The sequence below is a fragment of the Pseudomonas sp. ICMP22404 genome (assembly GCF_006227205.1).
GTDB lineage: Bacteria > Pseudomonadota > Gammaproteobacteria > Pseudomonadales > Pseudomonadaceae > Aquipseudomonas.
In genome coordinates, this window is record NZ_VCNG01000004.1 from 199,808 (window position 1) to 225,380 (window position 25,573).

Annotated in this window: 21 protein-coding genes and 1 pseudogene; 15 read left to right on the plus strand and 7 right to left on the minus strand. The window is 53.3% G+C overall.

What is annotated here, in order from left to right:
• Window positions 1-52 precede the first annotated feature (52 nt).
• The 6 genes from FGE05_RS09075 to FGE05_RS09100 all read left to right on the plus strand — a co-directional run bounded on the left by FGE05_RS09075 (window position 53) and on the right by FGE05_RS09100 (window position 7,233).
• The gene (locus tag FGE05_RS09075) at window positions 53-1,570 is read left to right on the plus strand and encodes a PLP-dependent aminotransferase family protein (RefSeq protein ID WP_139644091.1); all 1,518 of its coding nucleotides are present in this window, start codon (window positions 53-55) and stop codon (window positions 1,568-1,570) included.
• A 203-nt stretch (window positions 1,571-1,773) separates the two neighbouring features.
• Entirely contained in the window at window positions 1,774-3,042 is a 1,269-nt protein-coding gene (locus FGE05_RS09080) for an FAD-dependent oxidoreductase (RefSeq protein WP_176562996.1), read from the plus strand.
• Between the two features lie 53 nt (window positions 3,043-3,095).
• Window positions 3,096-3,560, plus strand: a complete 465-nt coding sequence (locus FGE05_RS09085; protein WP_139644096.1) for a flavodoxin family protein — start codon at window positions 3,096-3,098, stop codon at window positions 3,558-3,560.
• Window positions 3,557-4,735, plus strand: coding sequence for a cytochrome P450 (locus FGE05_RS09090; RefSeq protein WP_139644099.1), 1,179 nt, complete (start codon window positions 3,557-3,559; stop codon window positions 4,733-4,735). Before FGE05_RS09085 ends, FGE05_RS09090 begins: the two co-directional genes overlap by 4 nt.
• Before the next feature lie 233 nt (window positions 4,736-4,968).
• The gene (locus FGE05_RS09095; protein WP_139644102.1) at window positions 4,969-6,435 is read left to right on the plus strand and encodes an APC family permease; all 1,467 of its coding nucleotides are present in this window, start codon (window positions 4,969-4,971) and stop codon (window positions 6,433-6,435) included.
• A 129-nt stretch (window positions 6,436-6,564) separates the two neighbouring features.
• Complete coding sequence (locus tag FGE05_RS09100; RefSeq protein WP_139644104.1) at window positions 6,565-7,233, plus strand: TetR/AcrR family transcriptional regulator; 669 nt, start codon at window positions 6,565-6,567, stop codon at window positions 7,231-7,233.
• A 252-nt stretch (window positions 7,234-7,485) separates the two neighbouring features.
• Here the strand turns inward: FGE05_RS09100 and FGE05_RS09105 are convergent, their stop codons facing one another.
• A complete protein-coding gene (locus FGE05_RS09105; protein ID WP_139644106.1) occupies window positions 7,486-8,388 on the minus strand; it encodes a phytanoyl-CoA dioxygenase family protein in 903 nt (300 codons plus the stop codon).
• A 257-nt stretch (window positions 8,389-8,645) separates the two neighbouring features.
• Here FGE05_RS09105 and FGE05_RS09110 point away from each other — a divergent pair, with 257 nt between their 5' ends.
• The 3 genes and pseudogenes from FGE05_RS09110 to FGE05_RS09120 form a co-directional block, all read left to right on the plus strand.
• On the plus strand, window positions 8,646-9,344 hold the full coding sequence (locus tag FGE05_RS09110) for a LuxR C-terminal-related transcriptional regulator (RefSeq protein ID WP_139644109.1): 699 nt from the start codon (window positions 8,646-8,648) through the stop codon (window positions 9,342-9,344).
• A 227-nt stretch (window positions 9,345-9,571) separates the two neighbouring features.
• Window positions 9,572-11,029: an APC family permease gene (locus FGE05_RS09115; RefSeq protein ID WP_139644112.1), complete on the plus strand. Its 1,458-nt coding sequence runs from the start codon at window positions 9,572-9,574 to the stop codon at window positions 11,027-11,029.
• A 92-nt stretch (window positions 11,030-11,121) separates the two neighbouring features.
• Window positions 11,122-11,332, plus strand: a pseudogene (locus tag FGE05_RS09120) (transposase); the annotation flags it as partial.
• Window positions 11,333-11,485: 153 nt separating this feature from the next.
• Here the strand turns inward: FGE05_RS09120 and tpiA are convergent.
• The 6 genes from tpiA to FGE05_RS09150 form a co-directional block, all read right to left on the minus strand.
• A complete protein-coding gene (gene tpiA, locus FGE05_RS09125; RefSeq protein WP_139644115.1) occupies window positions 11,486-12,235 on the minus strand; it encodes a triose-phosphate isomerase in 750 nt (249 codons plus the stop codon).
• 48 nt (window positions 12,236-12,283) lie between these two features.
• Window positions 12,284-13,948, minus strand: a complete 1,665-nt coding sequence (gene pgi / locus FGE05_RS09130; protein WP_139644118.1) for a glucose-6-phosphate isomerase — start codon at window positions 13,946-13,948, stop codon at window positions 12,284-12,286.
• Between the two features lie 83 nt (window positions 13,949-14,031).
• On the minus strand, window positions 14,032-14,961 hold the full coding sequence (gene tal / locus FGE05_RS09135; RefSeq protein ID WP_139644121.1) for a transaldolase: 930 nt from the start codon (window positions 14,959-14,961) through the stop codon (window positions 14,032-14,034).
• A gap of 101 nt (window positions 14,962-15,062) precedes the next feature.
• Window positions 15,063-16,529: a glycerol kinase GlpK gene (locus tag FGE05_RS09140; protein WP_139644124.1), complete on the minus strand. Its 1,467-nt coding sequence runs from the start codon at window positions 16,527-16,529 to the stop codon at window positions 15,063-15,065.
• A gap of 51 nt (window positions 16,530-16,580) precedes the next feature.
• Window positions 16,581-17,537: a transketolase family protein gene (locus FGE05_RS09145; RefSeq protein ID WP_139644128.1), complete on the minus strand. Its 957-nt coding sequence runs from the start codon at window positions 17,535-17,537 to the stop codon at window positions 16,581-16,583.
• Window positions 17,527-18,363: a transketolase gene (locus FGE05_RS09150; RefSeq protein ID WP_139644131.1), complete on the minus strand. Its 837-nt coding sequence runs from the start codon at window positions 18,361-18,363 to the stop codon at window positions 17,527-17,529. Before FGE05_RS09150 ends, FGE05_RS09145 begins: the two co-directional genes overlap by 11 nt.
• Window positions 18,364-18,681: 318 nt before the next feature.
• Between FGE05_RS09150 and FGE05_RS09155 the strand changes: the two genes are divergently transcribed.
• The 6 genes from FGE05_RS09155 (at window position 18,682) to FGE05_RS09180 (ending at window position 24,997) form a co-directional block, all read left to right on the plus strand.
• Complete coding sequence (locus FGE05_RS09155) at window positions 18,682-19,677, plus strand: ABC transporter permease (protein ID WP_139644135.1); 996 nt, start codon at window positions 18,682-18,684, stop codon at window positions 19,675-19,677.
• A gap of 49 nt (window positions 19,678-19,726) precedes the next feature.
• Complete coding sequence (locus FGE05_RS09160; RefSeq protein WP_139644138.1) at window positions 19,727-20,659, plus strand: sugar ABC transporter substrate-binding protein; 933 nt, start codon at window positions 19,727-19,729, stop codon at window positions 20,657-20,659.
• Between the two features lie 67 nt (window positions 20,660-20,726).
• Window positions 20,727-22,238 (plus strand): sugar ABC transporter ATP-binding protein, encoded by a 1,512-nt coding sequence (locus FGE05_RS09165; protein ID WP_139644140.1) that lies wholly within the window; start codon window positions 20,727-20,729, stop codon window positions 22,236-22,238.
• Window positions 22,239-22,249: 11 nt separating this feature from the next.
• Complete coding sequence (locus tag FGE05_RS09170) at window positions 22,250-23,014, plus strand: SDR family oxidoreductase (protein ID WP_139644143.1); 765 nt, start codon at window positions 22,250-22,252, stop codon at window positions 23,012-23,014.
• A 139-nt stretch (window positions 23,015-23,153) separates the two neighbouring features.
• Window positions 23,154-23,957 (plus strand): SDR family oxidoreductase, encoded by an 804-nt coding sequence (locus FGE05_RS09175; protein ID WP_139644146.1) that lies wholly within the window; start codon window positions 23,154-23,156, stop codon window positions 23,955-23,957.
• A 92-nt stretch (window positions 23,958-24,049) separates the two neighbouring features.
• The gene (locus FGE05_RS09180; protein WP_139644149.1) at window positions 24,050-24,997 is read left to right on the plus strand and encodes a sugar-binding transcriptional regulator; all 948 of its coding nucleotides are present in this window, start codon (window positions 24,050-24,052) and stop codon (window positions 24,995-24,997) included.
• Window positions 24,998-25,573: the final 576 nt, after the last annotated feature.

The following is a 25,573-nucleotide window of genomic DNA, read 5'->3' on the forward strand; positions in this document are numbered from 1 at the left end:
CAAACTATGACAGTATGGACTTAGCACCTATGTCCAATCGGAACGAGTTGTTATGTCCACTTTTGACCCCAATCTACTGTCTGACCTGATTCTCGCCACGCTGAAGGAAGACAGCGGAATATCGCTGCAACGGCAAATCTACAAAGTGGTGCAGCAGGCGATTCTTGACGCGAAGCTGGCCCCGGGGCATCGCCTACCTGCCACTCGCGCGCTGGCCAAAGAGTTGAAGGTTTCACGCATGACCGTCACCCTGGCCTACGACAAACTGGGCGCCGAGGGATATATCATCAGCGCCCATGGCAGCGGCAGTTTCGTGGCCGATATTCACCCCCCGGTCAGTCGGGTACAGGTGGCTGTGGGCCCTTCGGCGGCTGAGGACAGACCAGGGCTGTCACGCCGGGCAGTCGAATTGGTCGGTGGGACTCACGGGGCGATAGAGCATGAAGGGGCATTCGTCCCGGGTGTTGCCGACACCACCAACTTCCCCTTCCATATCTGGCAACGAATGCAGAATCGATACGCCAGGAAACCGTTCTCGGCGCTGACCGGCTACAGCAGCGATGGGGGTTACCTGCCTCTGCGTCAAGCCCTCGCGGAGTACTTGCAGATATCGCGCTCGGTAAAATGCAGCCCGCACCAGATCCTGATCACGATGGGCACGAATCAGTCCCTGGACTTGTGCGCCCATATGCTGGCCGACGCAGACGACGTCGCACTGATCGAGGAACCCTGCAACTGGAGCACAGCACTTATCTGGAAAGCGGCAAGCCTGAGAGTCGTGCCTGTTCCGATCGACGAGGAGGGTATCGCTGCCCAGCTCTTTCCATTCCAGAAAACCAAGCCTGAAGACCTGCCAAAATTACTCTTCACGACACCGTCGCACCAATATCCGATGGGAGGGTCGATGGGTGTGCATCGGCGCCGACTGCTGATTGAGTTAGCCAGGGAACATAACTTCTGGATTATTGAAGACGACTACGACAGCGAGTTCCGTTATGACTCCAGTCCCCTACCCTCCCTGCAGGGACTCGATGAACATGAGCGGGTCATCTATCTGGGCACTTTTAGCAAGGTAATGTACCCAGGATTGCGAATGAGTTACCTGGTGGTGCCCGAAGCACTCGCCGATGCCTTCGCCAGTGGCCTGACTCAGTTGTACCGCCCAGGCCAGCTTGGGCTTCAGGCCGCCATGGCCGACTTCATCGGCGAAGGCTATTTCGCGACCCATATCAGAAGAATGCGGAGCATTTACGCTGAACGTCAGCGCGAACTGAAACGTGCGTTGAACGAACACTTCGGTGACTCCATAACGGTTTCAACCGGTAACACCGGACTGCACCTGACCATCCAATTCACCTCCTACATCGACCTTACCAGAATGACAGCAGAAGCCAGAATGAGAGGCGTATATCTGCGCGACCTAAGCCTCTATCACCAACTGCCGCACTCCATGAAAGGCTATGTCCTGGGTTATGGGGGAATCAGGACGAATGATATCGAGCCCGCCGTCAAAAAGATGGCCGAGGCTTATCTAGTGGCAAAGAAAGGAAAAAGCCAGCCCTGTAGTTGAGACAGGCACCTAATAAGAGCGCTTCGCTTTCTTATGGTGCACTCATCCAGACATTCCTATCGCGTAGCCCGTTAAAGCAGGGCCGCCTCTCAGTTGGCATGCACATTGCTAAAACCAGTAACCGAACGACTGTTCGTACGGATACCCGAAGCCTATTGCTGAGCCTAGAGACGACTGCCCCTGCAGCCCGAGCGAGAATGCTGATGCCTACCCAATTTCCAACCATAGCAATCGTGGGAAGTGGCCCCTCTGGTTGCTACGTCACCCAGTTCCTCAACAAGAAATGGCCCAAGTCGCAGATCACGATTTTCGAAGCCCTTCCGGTTCCTTACGGGCTTGTCCGCTATGGGGTGGCCGCCGATCACCAGGGAAGCAAGGCTGTCACACAACAATTCGAACGTCTCTTGGAAAAAGAAACCGTCGAGTTTCGGGGCAACGTCGCTATTGGTAGAGATATCTCCTTCGCAAAGCTAACTGAATCTTACGATGTAGTGGTGTTGGCAACAGGGCTCAATTATGACGCCATGTTGAACATACCCATGGCTTCGGCGGCTCCAGTATTGGGTGCCGGCACGCTTTTAAAAGCGCTTAACGGACATCCTGAGGCGAACCTGCCAGTGGACGCAACTGGCGAAACAAGACGTCTAGGAAAACGTATCGCAGTGATTGGCGGTGGCAATGTAGCCATCGACACATTACGGATGATCGCTAAAACCGATGATGCATTGGCCGGTTCAGACATTTGCGATGGAACTCGAACAAAGCTAGGTACCGCGAGCGTCAGGGACATCACGCTCATCAGCCGTTCAAGTGCGGACGAAGCGAAGTGCGACGACTCAATGATGGCTGAGTTGGTTGCTTTACCTAACGTGAAAATAAGCGTGGAGGGGTTACGAGAGACCGACGTCGGTACCATCGCCCAAATGCTGAGAGAGGCTCAAGCTGCAGACAAAGGTGAGACCGAAGCACAGGTCAGCCTGACATTCATCTTCAACGAAGTGCCTCAGTCAATTTCTTATGTAGAAGGCTTCGGAGCGGAACTGATCAGTAGCAGTAAAAACACCGACTCAGAATCATCACGGATTTTCGATTCAATCATTACCGCAATCGGATTTACCAACGGTGCTGAACCTAATCAAATAATTCCCCAAGACAGCTTTGAAGGTGACTCGATTTATAGAGTTGGGTGGCTCCGCAGGGGTGCCACCGGCACCGTAGCGGAAAACCGTAAAGACGCAAAAGCAGTAACAGAACGGATCATCGAAGACTTTGAAAACGAAAAAATCAAAGCAGTGAAACCCGGTCTTGCATCTGTAGCCCGAGATCTACCCATTAACCACGTCACTTATGAAGGCTGGAAGCGCATTGATCATTATGAGCAAGCTTCAGCCAATGCCTCGCGCTGCCGAAAAAAGGTGTCGGACCTTTTGATGATGCTCAAAATCGCACTCCGTCAGCACGACATAACTTAATACAAAAGCAGATCTCCTGACTCGACCCATTAACCAATAGGAAAGGTGAGACCATGTTTGATGTACTCGTTGCCTACGGCACTGAGAGTGGGAACGCAGAGATGGCGGCGGATGATATAGCCGCAAATCTTGAAGCCCGTGGAATCAAGGCAGATGTTAAATCGCTAGACAACTTGAGCATCACGGAGCTTTCAAAAATTCCGCATTTTGTAATTGTAACCTCCACCTATGGCGAAGGTGAGTTACCCGAGACGACGGCACCGTTCTATGCCGAACTTGACTCAAACACTCCCGACTTAAGTGGCATAACGTTTTCGGCATTTGGCCTCGGTGACAGTACTTATAACAATTTCAACAACGCGATCAACATCGTGTCACGGAAATTGATAGAGCTTGGCGCCACCCAATTGGGTGAAACCGGTATGCACGATGCCGCCACAGGTAAGTCGCTGACCTTAGCCGCAACCACCTGGATTGACATGATCACAATCAATAGTGCAAATGAGCATAACTCATGAATATCACCCATGACGTTCTACCGTGGTCGCATCCCGACTTTCGCCGCAACCCCTACCCTTGGTACGCCCGGCTGCAGCGAGACTACCCCCTGTACCAAGAAAACGAGCGCACCTACATCGTTTCGCGGTACGAAGACTACATAAAATACGTAAAGCACCCCGCCATGAGCATGGTTGAACCTGACTGGGTGCAACCTCATAACTGGCATGTGTTCTTGGATACGATCTTGTTTTATGATCCCCCCAAACACACGACTGTTCGGCGACACACCAACAAATGGTTCACACCTAAACTTGTCGCAGAGTGGGTCAAACACACGACCAGTGCGACCGAAGAAGCACTAAATCAGATAGAGCACGATGGTTATATTGAAGCGCACCATCATATTTGTGTCGTCCCCACGCATATAACTATGTGCCGTGTACTTGGCATCACAGAAGATGAAATCGAGCTAGCGACGCTTAATTCTTTGAAAATCGTTGGCATGCAAACTCCAGCAGCCAGTCAGGCCGACAAAGACCGCGCTCGCGACGGCTTTGAATGGTTATTTGCCAAATGCAAGGCAATGATCGACGAAAAGCGCGCCAACCCAGGTAATGGTCTGCTTGATGCCATGTTGGCCCTCGAGGCCAGTAGCGATATGACACACAATGAGGTCCTACAGACACTGGTACTTTTTTACTTCTCGGGGGCACCGAACCCGGCGTACCTGCTTGCGTCCATCCTGGAACATTTTGCCCGCGAGCCGCACTTATTTGAACTTTACCGGGAGAATCCGGAGGTTCGCCAGGCCATGATCAACGAATTCATACGTCTGAACCCACCCGAACAATCGTTCACTCGTTATCCGACAGAGGACATCGAGATTCGGGGCGTTACGATTCCGGCGGGCTCCTGCATACGCTTCATGACTGCGGCTGCCAACAGAGACGAGACTGTCTTCAAGCGTCCTAACCAATTCGATCACACCCGACCGCAAGAAGCGAGCCAGCATGTCTCGTTCGGTGTAGGCGTACACGCTTGCGCTGGGCAGGTGATCAGCCGTGCCGAGGTCCAAGCTTCTCTGAATGTAATCGCCCAGCGATTCAAACGGATAGAATTGGCCGAAGAACCCGTCACGATGAACGATGACCGAATTCGTAACTACATTACGTTGCCACTCATCTTCAAATAAGAGCCCCTCCCCCTAACCCCTGCGGGACCGATACAACCTGTATAAGGAGAGAACTGTAGTTCCTCGGAAAGCAGTTTCTTCCTTAACGGGGTTAGGACCACCTTCGCCAAGCTGAAAAAGCTTACGAAATACCTGTAAAGCGAAATTCACTAAAACTTATTATAAAAATACTTTTAATTGTATATCTCTGCCCTCCAGAAAGAATCGACCAATAGATATCCTCGGAGATAGCAATGACGACAACAATGCAGGCAAAAGCTTTGCAAAGCTATACACCTTCCACACACAAAAAACTCGCCGGTGAGATGGGAGCATTCAGCTTGGCTCTCACAGTGCTGGCTTTCTCAGCACCATTGACCACGGTATCAGGATACATTCCTGTCGCACTCATGTTCGGAGGCGTAGGCAGTCCACTCGCGTTCATTTTCGTCACAGCCATGATTCTAATCTTCGGCATTGGATATGTGACGCTCAACGCAGAAGTCAAACGCCCGGGAGACTTCTATTCCTTCATTAGCTATGGGCTTGGAAAGCCCGCAGGTCTTGGCGCAGGACTGATGGCCGCGGTATCGTACTTTCTGATTCTGACCGGCGTGGCCGCATACTTCGGTGTCTCTGGGGCAGACCTGCATAAAGAGATTTCCGGAACCTCATATCCTTGGTTCGTCTACGCTCTACTCTGCTGGTTTGCCGTCGCCATCATGGGCTATCTTCATATAGAGCTGTCTGCGAAGATTTTAACTTGGGTCATGGTTGCGGAAATCATAATATGCATGATTTTTGCTGTGGGAGTATTGTCCAACGGTGGCGACGCTTCGGTGACGGCAATCGCCCCCTTGTCCCCCTCAGAGCTAACAAAGAATTCGGTAAACCTGCCGTTTGCCATGCTGTTCGTAGTTTCGTTTTTCATGGGATTTGAGGCAACTGCGCTGTTCAGAGACGAAGTGCGAATGCCAGACAAGACGATTCCAATGGCCACCTACGGCGCAATTATTTTTATCGGTGTAATTTATACATTCTGCGCCTATGCGATGATCATGGCCTATGGGACCAGCATTCAGGATGTAGCAACCAATTCCCCAGCCAATATGTTCAATGACGCATTCGGCAAATACGTGAGCGGCAAATTTCACATTCTCATTTCAGCATTGATATTGACCTCCTCGTTTGCGTGCGTTCTGTCCATACATAACGTACTCTCCCGATATCTCTATAATTTGGGCACAGACGGTGCGCTTCCTTCCGCGCTTCGCAAAGTACATGCCAATCACTCTTCCCCCTACATCGCTTCGATTGCCGTGTCTCTACTGGTATTATCGGTGATGTTACCTTTTATTATATTGCAGGTTAAGCCCGACCTGCTGTATGGCCAATTGTCGGGCGTCGGCACCGCTGGTGTGATATTCCTGCTCACGCTTGTCAACTTATCTGCCCTCGCTTGGTACTTCAAGAGAGGGCTGAGCCAAAACGCCAGTGTATTAAAGTCCCTGGTTGCTCCAACCATTTCAACCATCTTTTTTGTAGGTCTCGTTTACCTCATTGAGAGGAATTTCGAACTATTGGTCGGCGGTGAGCCCGGACAACGTACCTGGATGCTCTACAGCATGGGGGCCATTATGATCTTAGGCATCGCGTTGGCTCTCTATTATAAAGTTGCACGCCCAGACACGTATGAGCGTCTAGGTCGCACTCATCACTGACATCAGGTTTACCAGGGAGCCAACTCCGGCTCTCCTGGTTAACTCAGGGCTGGTCAATCAGGTTTTGGTGGAATCACGCACTTCCCTTGTGTACCATTCGGCCCATAGCCGAAACAGGTAACAGCCGCCATGACCAAGCCTGACAACATTAACAGCATGATTTCAATGCTCGACAAATACATCGGCACATTCGATTGGGGCAGCCTGACTAAAAGTAAGCAGACCATTCTGGACTCGTTCTTACGAGTTGCGACGAGTGAAGGCATTGCCAATGTATCGATGCGCACACTCGCATCAGCAGCTGGCGTCAAACCCCCTACGATATATTCTCATTTCCCAGGAGGTCGGGATGAAATAGTATCCGCGGCACTTCATCGACATTACAATAACTTCTCAAAAAGTCTACGCCAGGCACTGCATGGCTGTACCTGCGCAGAGGAGTACTGGGCCTCCCTAGTTGCATTTCATGTTACACAACAGCTGTCTAAACCTGAGAATGATCTTTGGGACATATTGATTGCTACTGACAGAGTAAATAACTCACTGGATCCGGAGCTACGACGCGAAGTTAATGACTGGGAAGAGTTTTGCGATCAGATGTACTGTGCTGTCGCACGCGACTTAGGACACTCTAACTGCACTCAGGACGCGCTAGTCATTCGAAAGACGCTGGACGGCATTGGGAGCTGGTGGCACTGGGATGGCTCAGAAGCTCATCTCAATCAGGCCATCGACTATGCGATCGTTCTGACAAAGCACATCCTAGCAATACCTAAAACTGTTTTTAGCAAAGTCTAGCTTCTGCACGAAAAACACTGTTTAAAATATCGCATGGCACAATCCAATGAAACCATCCGCGCATAATTTTCGCGAGTTTGTAGAAGTCCGTAACGATGCGGCGGTCTTCCTTCAGCCAGCCAAACATGTGCCCTATCTTTTGACTGCGCCAGTATTTCAGCTACAGGCGCACACAGCGTGAGGCCGTGCCCCTGAAAATTCGGCTGTCCAGGCCCTATGTGTCCGGGCCTAGATAGCTATACTGGCAATAAGTTACTTTTTTACATAATCGTAAACACTACGTCCAATGTTGGAGAAATGGGAGCTTTTCTCCAGTAACTCCATGAAAAACTTCTGATCGAACGGCTGCTCGGGGTAAAGCGCCACACGGGGATCCTCGTACTCCCGGACATAACCGACGCTTGCTCCACCCATTTCATAGCCGATAAGACGCTGGAGTTCCGGCGTGAAGTTTTTCGCCACTTCCAAGGGAATTGACAAGTACTGATTCTCCTCCTGCCTGACCCAACCCACACAGTAATCAATATTCAGTGCACGGCGGCTAGACTGTGACTTGTTCTCACCGCCGCCGTGAATGGTCTTGCCAGTATAAACGAGCACTGAGCCCTTTTTCATCTCAGCTGCGAAAGTGTCAGCTTGAGCAAAAGTCAGAGGAAGCAAGTTATGCTTATGACTCCCGGGGATAACGCGTGTCGCGCCATTTTCCTCGGTGAAATCGTCCATGGCCCAGATAGTACTTACTTCAATATGGAAGTTTACAGGAAAATGATCATACCAATCCCAGGCACCTTCATCACGATGAAGAAACTGAGCTTTCTGTCCCGGATCAATGCATATGACTTGGGTTAGGTTAAGCTGCACCGCAGATGCATTTCTACCCAAGAATTTTCTAGTCGCTCCTAGCACGGTTGGGTGCATAACCATAGCGTGAGATGCAGAAGAGCGGGCAGGTACCGCACCGCAACGGCGAGTAAGCTTACCTACGGCATTGTTCTCACCTTCAGGGGTGCGATCCAAGTAGGGTTGAATTTGATCGTTGACTGCATCTATAACCGCCTCGCTCACAGCGTTATCGATAATGCAGTACCCTTCGGCATCCAAGCAGGCAATAACTTCATCAATCGAGCAATTGGAAGGCAGGTGAATAAGAGACATATATCCTCCAGATTAAAATTTAGGGATTCATAAAGCCAGATAGAAGACTTCCAATCAAGCTATCGCAACATGACAAAATGCACATCCATCTTAAGGATGAGTACCCGCCACATCATCAGCTACAAAGACGGCACGTATCATGCTGAGTAGTGTTATAGCGCTGTGATAATCGCTTCATTGGGGTATGCACCGCACCATCAGATGGCAAATACGCCCCTAGCGCTTTAATTTCGTGCAATGCAATACGAGGTACCCCCATGCATAACGCCGAGCTTAGTACACGATGCCGAGAGTACGCGCAAAACACGGTCGAATTCTTGAAAAAAACCACTGGCTGCTCGGCGGTTGTGTTCACGTGGTATCACGACAACCGAAGCAAACCCCCTCATTTTCAATTGGGCGCGGATGAGGAAATGATCACGGAATATTATGATCGCTACTATCACGCCGATCCGCTTCGTGCTGACCTATTGGTCGAAACAGCAACACACTTTGAGACCCTATCGAATGCCCGAGAGAAACACGACGAAAATTTACTAGAACAGTATTATCCCTTTCTCCGCAAATATAAAATTCGAGAGGAAATGGATCTGCTTTTCTGTGCAGGCGGAATTCCTGTGGCTTCTGCCGCCCTGCTGCACCAAGAAAGCAGTAGAGAGAAGACGATGGGGGCTTGCGATTTAAAGGAAGTGCACAAATACCTGCAATATACATTCTCCATTCTGCCCTCGGTCAGGCTTATTAACATGAACGCGGAGCTTGAGGCCCGCTACAAACTAACGCCTAAAGAGCGGGCCGTGGTGGAGCTCATATTGTCGGGAGAATCTAACAAATCTATCGCGACGCGGCTCGGCATGGAGCTGCCGACCACTAAAACCCATGTCCTGCACATTTTCGAAAAGCTCCAGGTCGATAGCCGGGGCAAGGTAATTTCATTATTAATGGGTGTACGCTAGCTAAGGGTTGAGGACGTCGTATGTGCGCTACCGCGCCCTCCCATTTAAGGATAAGACGCTACAGATCTAATTTCGCACTGCCTCATACCTTAGGTTGATGTGCATCACTGATGGATCATGGATAGTCGTAGGACGGCATGATGGAGCGCTTATAAAAATATTACTATTCGGCGAATTAACTCGCATGCCGACGCTGCCGCTCAACGTCTATAACCAGGGTGACATCAATGAAAGACTTAGACGGGGCATTTAAGCCCTCGCGTGCGACCTATATAATCACCCCTGAGCTCACTTATGCTCCGGGTACACAAGCTCTCAAAGGTAAGGTATCAGGCTGGGAATTACTCTGCTCGGTTCTGGCATTCGCAGCTCCCGTAACTTCGGTTAGCAGTTTGATCCCATTCGTTATTCAAGGAGGAGGGATTGGCGCGCCGCTATTGATTTTGGCAGCAACCGTATTGATGCTGAGCTTCAGTATTGGTTTCGTGGCCATGTCAGAGCATGTGACTAAGCCCGGCGCGTTCTACGCCTATGTGGCAGAAGCTTGTGGCATAAAAATAGGTCATGGTACGGCATTTGTTGCAGTCTTTGCTTACTTCACGCTGGGGTTCTGCACCGTTGCGTTGATCGGGCCAGTGTTTTCCAGTTTTCTATCCGAAGTCTTCGGCATCAGAGGTGTTCCCTGGTACGTAGGCAGCATGCTTTCATTTATGATAACCGGCTTTTTGTCCTACCTGCGCATTGACCTTTCGGCAAAGGTATTGACTCTTACTATGTTCGCGGAGATTGCCGTCGTACTGATTTTCAATTTAATCGTACCATTCTCTAACAACGGCCAAAATTTTTCTGTAGAACCACTCTCGGCCAGCCACTTCTTTGACGGAAACTTCACAGTTGCCTTTCTGTATTCGATCATTATTTTCATCGGCTTTGAATCGACCGCGGTTTATCGGGACGAAGTAAAAAATCCGAAAAAAACCATTCCATTCGTAACCTATGCAGCCGTCCTTTTCATAGGTTGTTTCTACGCGTTCAGTGCCTGGATGATCATAACGGCTTATGGCGTAGACAATGTTATGGAGGCAGCCAACAGGGACACGGCTAACCTGTTTATGAACGCTATGGCGACCTACATGGGTAAAACCAGCGTCGACGTAACCCGGGGGATTCTAATCATTTCCGCCATCGCATGCCTGCTCTCGGCGCATAATGCACTGGCTAGATACATTTACTCGCTGAGCCGCAACGGAGCGATCTCGCCTAAATTCGGTAAAATCCACCCTAAACACATGTCACCTTATGTCGCTAGCCTCGGTTGTACCTTGGGCTGGGCGCTGGCAACTCTGGTTCTCATCAAGGCAGATCCCAACCTCCTCTACGCCCAGGTCGGCGGAGTTGGCACGTATGCCATGTTAATCCTGATGTCGCTGACGAGTATCGCGGTTCTATATTTTTTCCTTCGTCGCAAAGAATTTAGCTTCAGGACCACTGTTTGCCCTTTGCTAGCCGTCGCCGGAATTCTAAGCTTTACACTTCTGACCACGGTTAATTTTCATTACCTAACTGGAGGCGAGCCGGGTTCAGGTATATGGCTACAACTAATTATTGTCGGCATGTTCGCCTTTGGCTACTTTTCAGCATTGCTCAAGCCACAGCCTGCGTCCATAGCGGCGACCGAGCGCTAGGCTCTGTAGGAAATCCGATAAACCCAATCGCCGCCCCCTCGGAAGCTGAAACTTTGTAGAGTTTCCTGACATCCATGGGATGGAACTCTGTGATGGCAAAGCGTTACGAACTCTCGAATGAAGCCTATGTTTGCCGATCTCTTCACCGAAACCCATGGCCGGGGGCGGCCCCGCCTGATCGACCGCCTGATGCTCGGGCGCTGCGAGGCGAGACATGCCGGAACGCTTTGGCAGTGATCAACGGTGTATCAACGGTTTCGGGACTGGCGAAACCAGGGGACATTCGGTCAGATGCTCAAGCGCCCGCTGCGCTCAATGAAGCGCAAACCCAAGCCAGTCTTACCAAGACTGTTTGACCGGCCCGAGTAGCGACAGCGCAACATCATCAATCTATAGAAGAACGACCAACGAGCTGGTAATACGTTATAGATCCAAGATATTTGCATTATTCTCAAGTTAAAGAATGCTACAGATCTCTATAAATTCTTGAGCGTTCATTGACGCGCCACCCACCAATGCTCCATCGATATCAGCCATTGAAAACAGACGCAAAGCATTGGACGGCTTGACGCTTCCGCCATAAATAATCTGGATTCGCTCTGCGATCGACTCATTACGACCTTGTAAGAGGTGACGGATTTCCGCGTGTACTTCTTGAGCTTGCTCAGCCGTTGCGGTCAGGCCAGTTCCAATCGCCCACACCGGCTCATAAGCGATAACTGCAGCCCCGAAGGAAGCGATACCGACCTCCTCCAAGACGTCCATCACTTGAGCCTTGATCACCGAGAGTGTGAGCCCCTCGTTACGCTGTTCGAGACTCTCCCCTACACATAGAATCGGCGTGAGGCCTCGACTGAGGGCGCACTTGAATTTTTGCGCAATGGTTTTCTCAGTTTCGCCGAGTATCGTTCTGCGCTCCGAATGCCCGATTAATACATATCGACAGCCCATTTCCAGTAGCTGTTCTGCCGACACTTCGCCAGTCAGCGCGCCCAACCCTGGCTCAGGTGCACAATCCTGGGCGCCAAGAACAATACTGGAATTCGCTAGAATTCGTTGGGCCAACGAAAAATGCAGAAAACCGGGGCAAACAGCCACTTCCCCGTCGCTGGGTAACTCGGCCACTGCCAAGTCGGTGGCCAATTTCTCAATAACAGGGACGGTTCCCTGCATTTTCCAATTGCCTACAACAAGTCTAGATCGCATATGGGCACCCCTTATGTTTGACTTACTCAACGCAGACTCCAAAGGGCATTAGCCGCGATGGTGGGCCTTGAAAAAATTGATTTGCCCCTGGGTGGAGGAGTCCCCGGCCTCACCGACAGCCTCCCCTATCAAGTATCGATATACATTCTGACCTAAGGCCTTGCCGAGCTCGACGCCCCACTGATCAAAGCAGTTGACTCCCCAGATTACGCTTTGAACGAACACCTTGTGTTCATAGAGCGCAATCAAAGCACCCAAGGTAAATGGCGAGACTCTTTCCATCATGATCATGTTGCTCGGGCGGTTGCCAGGTATCACCTTGTGAGGCGTGATCCGCTCTATTTCTTCCTTGGCCAAGCCCATGCGTTGCAAGTCTTCCTCAACTTCAGCCCCCTGCATGCCTTGCATAAGCGCCTGACTTTGCGCCACACAGTTAGCGAACATCCATTGCTGATGATCGGACAAGGGATTGTGGCTCACCACCGGCGCGATAAAGTCAGCGGGAATCAAGTGGGTCCCTTGGTGCAGCAGTTGATGGTAGGCATGCTGGCCATTGCAGCCCACGCCGCCCCATATGACCGGTCCCGTCTGGATTGAGACAGCTTGTCCATCGTGCCGCACCTGCTTGCCATTGGACTCCATATCCAACTGCTGTAGGTGTTTGTCAAAATTGCGCAGGTAATAGTCATAAGGGAGAATCGCGTGACTGGCCGTACCCCAGAAATTGGTGTACCAAACGCCCAGCAATCCCATGATGACCGGCATGTTTTTTTCAAGGGGCGCCGTCAGAAAATGCCTGTCCATTGCATAGGCACCGGCCAAGAGATCCTTGAAATTAGATATGCCGATCGTCAATGCGATCGGTAGGCCAATGGCTGACCAAAGCGAATAACGACCCCCTACCCAGTCCCACATCGGGAAGATGTTCTCTTTAGCGATACCGAACGCCATTGCCGCATCAGCGTTACTTGATACCGCCGCAAAATGCCTGAAGAGTTGATTTTCTGGGCACCCATGGGCTAGGCACCAGTCACGTGCAGCCTGGGCATTCTTCAACGCTTCCAGCGTGCTGAACGATTTGGATGACACGATGAACAAGGTCGTTTCAACCGAAAGTTTACTGACCAGCTCATGAAACTCGCTGCCATCAATGTTTGAAAGAAAATGGCATTTGACCCCACGCTGGGCGAACGGTGTTAGGGCTTCGCACACCAGCTGCGGACCCAGGAAAGACCCCCCGATACCAATGTTCACGACATCGGTGATTGAACGCTCTGTGTACCCTCTCCAGATGCCACCATGAACACGAGAAACTAGCTCGGTCATCCTGTTCAGTACCTTGTGCACCTGCTCCATGATATCCACGCCATTGACGATCACCTTCTCTGACAGGGGGCGACGAAGTGCCGTATGTAAAGCACTACGTTGCTCGGACGTATTGACCGTCTCTCCCGAAAAAAGAGCTTCCTTGGCATCTTCCAAACCGACCTCTTGCGCAAGTTCCATCAAAAGGTCTTGAGTGGTAGATGTGATCAGATTCTTTGAGTAATCGAGAAATAGGCCACAGCTGTGCAGTGAAAAAGTATCAAAGCGTTGGGAGTCCTCGGCGAACGCGCCCCGCATGCTGAAGTTACGCATCTCACCATAATGCGTTTGCAATGCATGCCAGGATTGAAGCCGCGTTGGATCAACAGGCTCGGAGTAGTACGCCATGGTTTATCCTTGTGAAATGTAAAAGTGACAAGGGGGCCTATTGATCAGCCCCTCATCGCTGCGGGGTATTGCACCAACGACAATTAACGTTTTTTGGCTAGAAGCGCCTCAAGCTTTTCTTGGTCGCGAGCAAACAGACGAATGCCTTCAGCGAGCTTTTCCGTTGCCATTGCATCTTCGTTATGCTGCCACCGGAACTCCGCTGCCGTTAAGGACTGGCGCGGCTCCCCTGCCGATGGCTTGAATAAGCGTTGATCGAGCCTTCCATGGTCCAATGCCAGTTGTCGCAGTAAATCGGGGCTTATGGTCAACCGATCGCACCCTGCAAGTTGCTCGATTTGATTGAGATTCCTGAAACTCGCCCCCATCACGACCGTTTGGTAACCATTCGCTTTGTAGTAATCGAAGATCCGCTTGACGGACTTTACGCCGGGATCATCCGCGCCCTGATAGTCGAGCCCTTCAGCTTTTTTGTACCAATCATAAATGCGTCCAACGAAAGGCGAGATCAGAAAGACACCCGCGTCGGCACAGGCAGCTGCTTGGGCAAAGGAGAAGAGAAGCGTCAGGTTTGTCTGGATCCCTTCGGTTTCCAATCGGCGTGCCGCCTGGATGCCTTCCCACGTGGAAGCAACCTTGATCAGGACCCGCTCTTTGCGGACATTGGCTTTGTCGTAGAGCTCGATAAGGCGATAGGCGCGGGCCAATGTGGCATCAAGATCAAAGGACAGCCGTGCATCAACCTCGGTCGATATACGCCCTGGAATGGACTGGGAAATTTGAGAGCCCACAGAAACGGCGAAGCGATCGCAGGCCAATCCGATATCGTCTCCCGCACCTTCCAACGCCGCATTCAAAGAATCTTGATAGCCCTGCAAGGAGGCAGCCTTGAGCAAAAGCGAGGGGTTTGTAGTTGCATCTTGAGGCTTGAGTTCAGTAATGGCCTCCAAGTCGCCCGTGTCAGCTACGATTGTTGTGTAACGCTTGAGTTGCTCTAGCTTGCTGATACTCATTTATGCGCTTCCTCGTGTATTTACAAGGCGAGCACGGACGTCTTGTCGATGCCGACTCGCCTGATGTAACGAATTGAAGAGATGAAGAACGACCAGAGGGGCTAAGTACGCCGCAATGCGTCTTTCCATTGGTCGTACAGATCCGGGACCTGATTATTCCGAGGCTCATAGCGCTGGCGCGGCCGCTCCAGATCGGCAAGCGCATTGGAATCTTCCCACCAACCGAGTGCCTGGCCTGCCAGGTGCGCAGCGCCAAGGGCAGAGACTTCAGGCGAAAGGCTGCGGATGACCGGGCGTTGCAATAAATCTGCTTGGAATTGCATTAGCCACTCATTGCGCGTTGCGCCACCGTCCACCCAAAGCTCGCCGAGAGGTTCAGGGCTGTCTTGCTCCATCGCCTCGAATACGTCGCGGATCTGGAAGGCAATGGCCTCCAAAGTGGCGCGCATGACATGCGCTCGGGTCGATGCATCCGTCAGTCCGGTGATCAGCCCGCGAGCATCCGCACGCCAATGAGGGGCACCAAGCCCGCTCAGAGCAGGGACGAAATACACACCGCCGTTACTTGATAGAGTGGCGGCTTCATTCGTCAGAGCGTCCAGGTCTTCACTCGCGCCCAGTAGGCGAGCAGCCCAGTGAACCGCGCCACCTGTGTGAACGATATTGCCTTCCAATGCATAGGTAGGCGTGTCAGTTTGCCAAGCGACAGTGGTCGCCAGACCCGCTCCGGAACTGATCAACTGGGACATGGGGGTCATCAGTGAGGAGCCAGTGCCCAGGGTCGCCTTGACCAGGCCAGGGGTAAAGCCACCCTGCCCAAACAATGCGGCATGAGAGTCGCCGATCATTGACATGATCGGTAAACCGGCGGGCAAATGCCCAAACTCGAGCGTTTCACCAAAAATTCCGGCGCTAGGCAGAATCTCAGGCAAGGCAGCCAACGGAATCCCGAACAGCCCCAAAAGCTCGGAACTCCATTGGAGAGTGCGCAGATCCATCAATTGCGTTCTTGCGGCATTGGACGCATCAGTGGCGAAAACCTTGCCGCCAGTCAACTGCCACAGAAGCCAGCAATCGACAGTGCCCAGGCAGATTTCACCCTCTGCTGCGCGTGATTGGCCGTTGGGGATATTGTCGAGAATCCAGCGCATTTTACCCGCAGAAAACATGGGGTCGACAGCCAACCCGCTACGCTCGCGGATGACGTCTGCCTGCCCTTGGGCGGTCAACTGTTCGCAAAATCTGGTTGAGCGGCGACATTGCCAGCTTACCAGTGGGGATATCGGGTTGCCTGTAGACCGCTCCCACGCAAGGGCCGACTCTCGCTGGTTGCTGATAGCGACAGCGGCCAAGGGTGCAGCAGTCTGAGCCATGCAACCGTCAATAGAGGCCAGCATGGCACGCCAGATCGCCATCGGATCCTGTTCGGCATACCCCGGTTGAGGGTGTGAGACCGTCAATGGTTGGGAGGATCGAGCCACGACCCTTCCCGCCCGATCCACCAGGATCGCCTTGGCGTTGGTAGTGCCTTCATCTAAAGCAAGAATCAAGGGGTCATGAGACGCCATCGCGATGAGTCCTGTTATTGTTTTATTCTGTGGCGCAGCTAGCGCGATTGCTCAGCGCTGGAGTGCCACCGCTGCGGCGGTAATGCCTGCTGCGTCAATGTGATGTTTCGCACGCGTAGGGGCCCGGCCACCCGCAGCTGCATATTCACCGTCCGGCACACCAAGGCGCACGAGTGGTACGCCTAATCCGGCCTCCGCGATGACCTCTGCGACCACGCTGCCAACCCCTCCGTTCACATTGTGCTCCTCTACGGAAATCACTCCGCTGGTTGTCCGGAGCGCCTCAAGCAACGCATCACGATTGAGCGGACGAATCGAAGACAAGTTGATCACTTGGGCGCTGATCCCCTGCTGGGCCAATTGAGTCGCCGCATCGACAGCCTCATGCACAACGGACCCCAGCGCGACCAGCGTGACGTCGTGGCCTTTGACCAGAATATCCACCTGGCCAGGCACGAACGTGTAGTCGGCGCCATGCAAGGCAGGGAGTGCCTTTCCGTCCAGGCGAATGTATACCGGCCCATCGTAAGCCAGCGCGTGCTCTACGATTTGCCGACACTCCTCGCCGTCTGCTGGCGCAAAAATCTGGACGTGGCCGAACCCGCGCATAACCGATATGTCGTCGATGCTATGGTGAGTGCTTGCCAACGGTCCGTAGCTTGCGCCGGCGTTCAAACCGAACATCTTGACGTTCGAACGGTTGTAGCAAACGTCTACTTTGACCTGTTCATTGGCGCGGGAAATCAAGAACGGCGCGGCGTTGCAAGTCACTGCAACCTTGCCGGAAAGACCAAGTCCTGCCGCAACACCTACCAGGCTCTGCTCGGCAATACCCACATTCACCAGTCGCTCAGGAAATCGCTTCATGAACGGGCCAATTTTTGCGGTTGAGGTCGAATCACTGACCACGGGAATCAGATCTACACCAGCGTCTACCGCAGCAATAAAGGCGTCAACCATTACGCTGGCCAGATGGGCCTCAGGGACCAGGATTTTCTCATTTCCCATGATCAATCTCCTTTAATGCTGCTTCAATTTCGTCGCCCTTAGGTACGCGGTGGTGCCATTCGGGTTTGTCTTCTATAAAAGAAACGCCCTTGCCCTTGACCGTGTTAGCGATGATTACCTTCGGCCCGCCGGGCAGTTTGAGCACGCGTTCAAGCGTATCTACCAGTTGGGCGACATCGTTTCCGTCACATTCGCTGACGTGAAAACCGAATGCACGCCACTTATCGGCAAGCGGCTCGAGCGGCAGGATTTCAGAGGTACGCCCAGCGAGCTGAAGGGTGTTGTGGTCAACAATGACAATGAGATTGTCCAGTTGGTATTTCGCCGCTGTCAGCGCGGACTCCCAGTTGGACCCCTCCCCCAGTTCACCGTCACCGGTCAACACAAACACGCGCTTGGCGCTGCCTGAGCGTTTGGCCGCGATGGCAATGCCGCAGGCGACGGGAAGGCCGTGACCCAGGGCGCCGGTGTTCAACTCAATACCGGGCGTCTTCTGTCGAACAGGGTGTCCTGGAAGATGCGAATCGAAATGCTGGTAAGTGTCCAGCCAATCGAATGGGAAAAAACCCGCTTCGGCCAGGCAGCAATAAAGCCCGCCTACGCCATGTCCTTTGCTCTGGATGTAAATGTCGCGCTCAGGATCGTCGAGACGGTCCGGCGAGACGTTGAGCAAGCGAAAGTACAGCGTCGCTAAGATATCCGTTTCAGAAAGGTCTGCCCCGGTGTGCCCCCCTGCTGGCGAGCCAGCATTGAGTTTGATGATCCGTTTGCGAATTGAGCGCGCTTTTTCACGGATCGACGGTACGTCGTACTGGAATGGATTCATCTCTATCCCCTGGTTGTGGCACAGACGCGTACCGAGATGATCGGAGGGCGTCGCCTTTGAATATTTATTCTTGACTGACAATATATTTACATTTAGACGCCATTTCTTGGGGACGTCAATAGCTAGTCGCGTCCTCCGATGACCGTACGTCTCTGCTTGGGGCAGGAGATGGAACCGCTTCTAATAGGGCATGAGGTCAAACTGCTGGCCCATAGAAAGCTCTTGACTTCTGGGGAAGACAGCGAGAACCTGACTTAAAAATCACCTCAGCATATTTATGCGGGTGAACTCACAAGAACAACATCGCAGGAGAAACCGGTGGAGATTAAAGCCCCGATAGACTCATCCCCTTCAAAACCACTCGCCGGTTTAGCATTGCGCCTGCCAAGAAATGTCGGTGGCCCCCTCATAGGCCTGGCGTTATTGGTCGTGGTGTTTTCCTTCACCTCCGAATACTTCTTTTCCCTGCGTAACGCGCTGAACATCCTCGACCAGGTCACTGTCCTGGGCATTTTGGCAATCGGCATGACGGCTGTGATCGTGATCGGCGGGATTGACCTCTCGGTCGGCTCGGTGCTGGCCTTCTCGATGATGCTCCTTGGCTGGCTTTATCAGGATGTCGGCCTCTCGATGGGGCTGGCCATTCCGCTGGCCATCCTGGGCGGCATGGCATGCGGCCTGATTTCCGGCGTGCTGATTGCTCAAGCGCGGCTGCCAGCGTTCATTGCCACCTTGACCATGATGTCGGTCGCCCGCGGGCTGGCAAACATCCTGACCGACGGGCGCCAGATCGTTGGCTTCCCGGATTGGTTTACCAGCCTGGCCACCCAGCGACATTTCGGATTTCTATCGGCCACGGTCGGCCTTTTTCTGGTGATGCTGCTCCTGGCCTGGGTATACCTGCGCTTCCGAGCAGGTGGCCGCAACCTCTACGCCCTGGGCGGCAGCGCTGAAGTGGCGCGCCTGTCCGGGATCAAGGTCCGGAAGATCACCCTGTGGATCTACGCGATCAGCGGTGCTCTGGCAGGCCTGGCCGCTGTGGCCATGGCTGCACGTCTTGACTCGTCCCAGCCAAGCGCTGGGCTGACCATGGAGCTTGATGCGATCGCCGCGGTGGTGATCGGAGGAGCAAGCCTGAGCGGTGGCGTCGGCAGTATTGGCGGCACCCTGGTGGGCGTGTTGATCATTGGTGTGTTGCGTAATGGCCTGAACCTGCTGGGCGTATCGCCCTTTGTCCAACAGGTGGTAATCGGCATCGTCATCGCCCTGGCGGTAACCCTGGATACCCTGCGCCGCAGATCCGGCCAACGCTGAAACGCTTTCCCCAAAACGCTGCGTCAAAAAATAACAATGGAGAAACGCTATGTTCACCTCAAAAAAACTCTTGCTGAGTAGTCTCTTCGCCGCCCTGACCATGGGTATGACAGCCCAGGCCTCTGCCGAAGGTCTCACTGTCGGATTAGCTGTCGCCAACCTTCAAGCCGATTTTTTCAACCAGATCAAACAATCGGTCGAAGCAGCAGGCAAAGAAAAAGGCGTCAAGGTCATTACTGTCGATGCCCAAGGCAACTCGGCAACGCAAGTCAGCCAGGTACAAGACCTGATCACCCGACAGATCGATGCCCTCATCTATATTCCTGCGGGCGCCACCGCTGCGGGCATTCCAGTGAAGGCAGCACGAGCTGCTGGTATTCCAGTCATCGCCGTGGATCGCAACGCCCCGGATGCACCAGGAGATACATTCATTGCCAGTGACAGTGTTGCCGCAGCCCGCCAACTGGCTGAATACGTCGGCAAGGTCACCAATGGCAAGGGTCGGGTCGCGATCTTGCAAGGTCAAATTGGCACCTCCCCCGAAAACGATCGGGCGAAGGGCTTCTCCGAAGGCCTGGCCAAGTTTCCTGAGCTGAAGGTAGTTGCCGAACAACCCGCCGAGTGGGCACAGGACAGGGGGTTTGCAGTGGCTCAAGACATGCTGCAGCGTGACCCAAACATTACGGTATTTTTCGGCCGGGCGGATGCCATGGCGTTGGGAGCCGCTCAAGCCGTCAAGGTCGCCAATCTGGATCAGCCAGTCACTATCGTGGGTTTTGATGGCGATGTCGCAGGTCTGAAGGCCGTAGCCGCAGGGACACTTTCCGCAACGATGACCCAGCAAAGTCAGAAGATGGGGCGCATCGCATTGGATTCCGCCATCGCATTGAAGGAAGGAAAAAAAGTGCCCAGCGTGCAGTTGCAGGAGGCCATCCTGACAACCAAGGACAACGTCGCGCCCTTTATCGAGAACCATCCTTAATCGGCTGGAATCTTCCAAGAGCTTCTGATTCAGAAGCTCTCATTCCTGCACGCAATGGAGAAGTGTCATGTCAGTCGTCGCTGCCAGCGTACCTGAACGTGCTCCACAGCTGAGTCTTCGCAATATTGGCAAGAAGTACGCCGGCATCGAGGTACTCGCCAATATAGACGTCGATATTTATCCCGGCACCGTACTGGCGCTGCTAGGCGAAAATGGCGCCGGCAAGTCCACACTTTCATCGATTATCGCCGGTGTCGTTCAACCCGAGGCCGGTGGTTCGATGAGCTGGCAGGGAGAACCGTATGCCCCCGCCAATCCCGGGGCAGCCCTTGGGTCGGGTATAGGGCTTATCCATCAGGAAATCCGTCTCCTCCCCGAGCTGTCGATCGCAGAGAACATGTTTGTAGGCCGGTTGCCGACTCGATTCGGCAAAGTCGATCGCGCTTACATGGAGTCCGAAGCGCAGAAACAACTGGATCGGCTAGGCCTTAAAGTATCCGCCACTCGAAAGGTCGCCGGGCTCAGCGTAGCCGCGCAGCAACTGGTGGAAATTGCCAAGGCATTAACGCTCAAGGCCAACCTGCTGATCCTTGATGAACCAACCGCTGCCTTGGGCGGCGAAGAAACCGAAAAACTCTTTGCACAAGTCGAACGGCTAAAAGCCGAGGGCGTGTCCTTCATCTACATCAGCCACCGGATGGAAGAGATCGCCAAGATTGCCGACCGCATTCTGGTGCTGCGCGATGGCCGACAAGTAGCGGTACACGAAACCGCTGACGTCCCCGTCAAGCAGTTGGTATCCGAGATGGTAGGAAGAAGTGTTGATCGAATCTTCCCTGCTATGCCACCCGCTCAGGAGCGCATCGTTCTCAGGGTCAAGGATCTTCAATGCCGGGAAATGGCATTCCATGACATCGATTTTTCCGTACATGCTGGCGAAGTGTTCGGCATCGCTGGAGTGGTAGGGGCCGGTCGTACCGAACTCGTCCGCGCGATTGCCGGGGCCGCAGAGCATATCACCGGGACGTTGCTGATCGAAGATCTGCAACATCATTTCAGCTCTCCTTTCGATGCCATTCAAGCCGGCATTGTGCTTGTACCGGAAGACCGTAAACAGCAAGGCGTAGTGGTAGAACATGCCATTGAAGAAAACCTCATTTACGGCAATACCGACTTGCTTCCCAGCCCTGGGTGGGTATCTCCGGCCGGCCTTCGAGCCTTTGCCCGTGAAGCGGTCGCGCGCATGGGCGTCAAGGGCCAACCTGACCAGGCAATTTCCTGTCTTTCTGGAGGCAATCAGCAAAAAGTCATCATTGCAAAATGGTTGGCTCGAAATCCCAAGGTTTTCATTCTGGATGAGCCGACCCGGGGTATCGACGTAGGTGCTCGTGCGGCGATCTACGAAGTGATCGCTGGGTTAGCGGCGACAGGCATGGCAGTCATCGTGGTCAGTTCGGATCTGGACGAGGTTCTGGGCCTCTCGAACCGAGTGATGGTCATGAGCCGTGGACGCCAGATTGGCATTCTTAATCGTGAGCAAGCCACACCCGTGGCTGTAATGGAACTCGCAACTGTTTGAGGATTTGAGTTATGCGTCTTTTCGATCTTAGTGGCCAAACCGCCTTTGTTACTGGTGCGGGGAGCGGTATCGGTCAAGCCATTGCAATCGGCTTGGCCGAAGCCGGCGCCAATATTGCCTGCTTCGACCTTCCCGATATTCGCTCCATGCAGGACACCGTGCGCGGCATCGAGGGTCATGGGCGAAAGGCCCTGGTTCTGGAAGGATCGGTCACCCGTGCAGATGATTTGGCCAAGGCAGTCGCTCGAACCGAGCAGGAGCTAGGGGAACTGAGTCTCGCGGTAAATAGCGCGGGCATTGCCAACGCGCAACCGGCGGAAGACCTTGAACTTAGCCGCTGGCAACAGATGCTCGACGTGAACCTGACCGGTGTAATGCTCAGTTGCCAGGCTCAAGCTCGGGTAATGCTGCCAAGAGGGCGAGGATCAATCATCAACATCGCTTCCATGTCGGGGCTGATCGTCAACCGTGGGCTGCTGCAAGCTCACTACAACACCTCAAAGGCAGGTGTGATCCACCTCTCCAAAAGCCTGGCCATGGAATGGGCTCATCGAGGTTTGCGAGTCAACAGCATCAGTCCTGGATACACCGCTACACCGATGAACACACGCCCGGAAGTGGCTGATCAGGTGAAAATCTTCGAAGACACCACACCACTTGGTCGCATGGCCGGTGTAGAGGAAATGGTAGGCCCGGCGATCTTCCTGTCCAGCAAAGCGGCTTCATTCTGCACAGGTGTGGATCTGGTGGTCGATGGCGGCTTTGTCTGCTGGTAACACCAGGGACGTGTAGAGCGACCTTCGCGCCGTCTTGCTCGCAGACCGGCAGAACCCGCTGCCGGTCAGCAGAACACGTGCAATCGAAGACACGCGCCAATCTAGTGGACAGCGGCGCCCCCGAGAGAGGAGCAATATCATGAACAACAAGCGCTTCGAAGGCTATACGGTGGTGATCACCGGCGCATGCAGGGGTATTGGAGAAGGCATTGCAGAACGCTTTGCCCATGAGGGTGCCAACCTGGTCATGGTCTCGAATGCCGAACGTGTCAACGAGACCGCCGCACGAATCGCTGACCTGACCAAGGTAAACATCCTGCCACTTGTTGTAGACGTTACCGATGAAACGGCCGTGCAGGATCTGTTCAGTCAGGCACATGCCCGATTTGGGCGCATTGATGTATCGGTACAGAACGCAGGTGTAATCACCATCGATCACTTCGACCGAATGCCGCGCGCTGACTTCGATCGAGTCATCCAAGTGAACACCACCGGCGTCTGGCTGTGCTGTCGTGAAGCAGCCAAATACATGGTGAACGCAAAACAAGGCGGCCGTCTGATCAACACCAGTTCAGGGCAAGGTAGGCAAGGATTCATCTATACCCCGCATTACGCCGCCAGCAAAATGGGCGTAATTGGCATCACCCAGAGCTTGGCGCATGAACTCGCCTCTCACGGGATCACCGTCAATGCCATCTGCCCGGGTATCATCGAAAGCGAAATGTGGGCGTATAACGACCGTGTCTGGGGGGAAATACTGTCCACTCCGCAGAAAACCTACCGTGAAGGTGAGTTAATGGCCGAATGGGTTGAAGGCATTCCCATGAAGCGCGCCGGGACACCCTCAGAGGTGGCCGGTTTGGTTACGTTTCTCGCCTCGGACGACGCTCGCTACATCACGGGACAATCAATCAATGTCGACGGCGGCTTGATCATGTCGTGATAACGCTCTGCAGCGGAGCAATTGAATTCTTGCATTTGCTCAGCCGCAGATTGCACCATAGTGGTTGTGATTAGGCTAGCGCGAGGATCTTGATGAGAATGGTAGAGGAGCAGAGACTCCTGACTAAGATAGCGTCACTTTATTATGAAGAGGGTCTGAAGCAGTCAGAAATCTCCCAACAACTCGATCTGTCCCAATCATTTGTGAGCCGCGCACTGAGTCGGGCTCTCAAGGAAGGGATCATCAAGATCTCGGTCCTTCGCCCTCTCCACTTCCACCTCGACCTCGAGCGGGAACTGCAGAAGAAGTACAACATTCGCCAAGTCATTGTTGTAGAACCGACGAGTGTTGGTGATGATGCGCTCAAGCAGGCCATTGGCTCAGCTGCCGCGCACTACATCGAAACCACCGTGACCGAGAAGGATCGTATCGGGATCTCCTCCTGGAGTTCGACGATCCGCGCCATGGTGGGCTACATGCATAACTCCAAACAAAAAGGCGCAACCGAAGTCGTTCAGCTTCTAGGCGGTGTCGGCAACAAAGGCGCATTCGAAGCGACGCTGCTGACGCAGCAACTTGCAACATTGTTTGGTTGCCCCTCCTATCTCCTTCCGTCGCAGAGCATTGAGCAGTCTGTCGAAAGCCGCCATCGCATACTGCAACTCGACGAGGTTCGCGAAGTCGTAGACCGTTTTTCGAATCTGACGGTCGCGCTGGTAGGCATTGGCGAATTGGAACCTTCGCAGCTGTTGCGCAACAGTGGCAACTACCACACCGAGTCCATGCTCAAGCTGCTGGCCGAGCGTGGCGCCGTGGGAGACATTTGCCTGCGTTACTATGATGCCCAAGGTAGGCCCGTGCTGGACGAATCTGAAGAAGTGGTTGTTTCCATCGACCTGAAACAGCTACATAGCATTGATAGGGTCATTGGCCTTGCCGGCGGTGAACGCAAGGCGAATGCGATTCGTGGGGCGCTCCGCGGTGGCTTCCTGGATGTTCTGATTACAGATCTCGCCACAGCTCAATCCCTCATGGATTGATAGAGTAAGCCTCTTCTGCCCCCCTGCTGTTGAGTACAGGCTTGAAGCGAGCGCAACAGCGAGGTTGGGGCTGAGACGACGACAGCGAATTGCGCGATGACGCCAGCCCCTGCACTCTCTGCAGGATTGGACAAACATGAGCGCGTCATTTTGGGTTCCTTCAGCAAATAATGTCCGCATGATACGAATGAGGTGATCGGGTAGTTCCAGAATCACTCGCTGATGCGTTTGTCACTGGGCTGACTCAGCTACGGTGTAACTTTTTTGCAAGCATCGAGTCAGTAGGTAACATCCTATTGACTGGACATTAAACTATTGAGTGCTCAGCATTAGCGCGAAGACCTGAAAATACGGGACATCATACGCACCAATGTAGCGCAAGCCATTGTCACAACCACCCAAGACTGTGCCGCAGGTTTCAACGTCCCGTTGTCCAATTCCCCACCAGAGGGCGTTTCCGCACCAGCAGCCTCGCCACTTATCGTGAGTGGAACGTCATCTTGGATACGGTACCTTTTAATACCAGCCATGGAATTAAGCGAGTGCATAACAACCTCCACTTCATTATCAACGGAA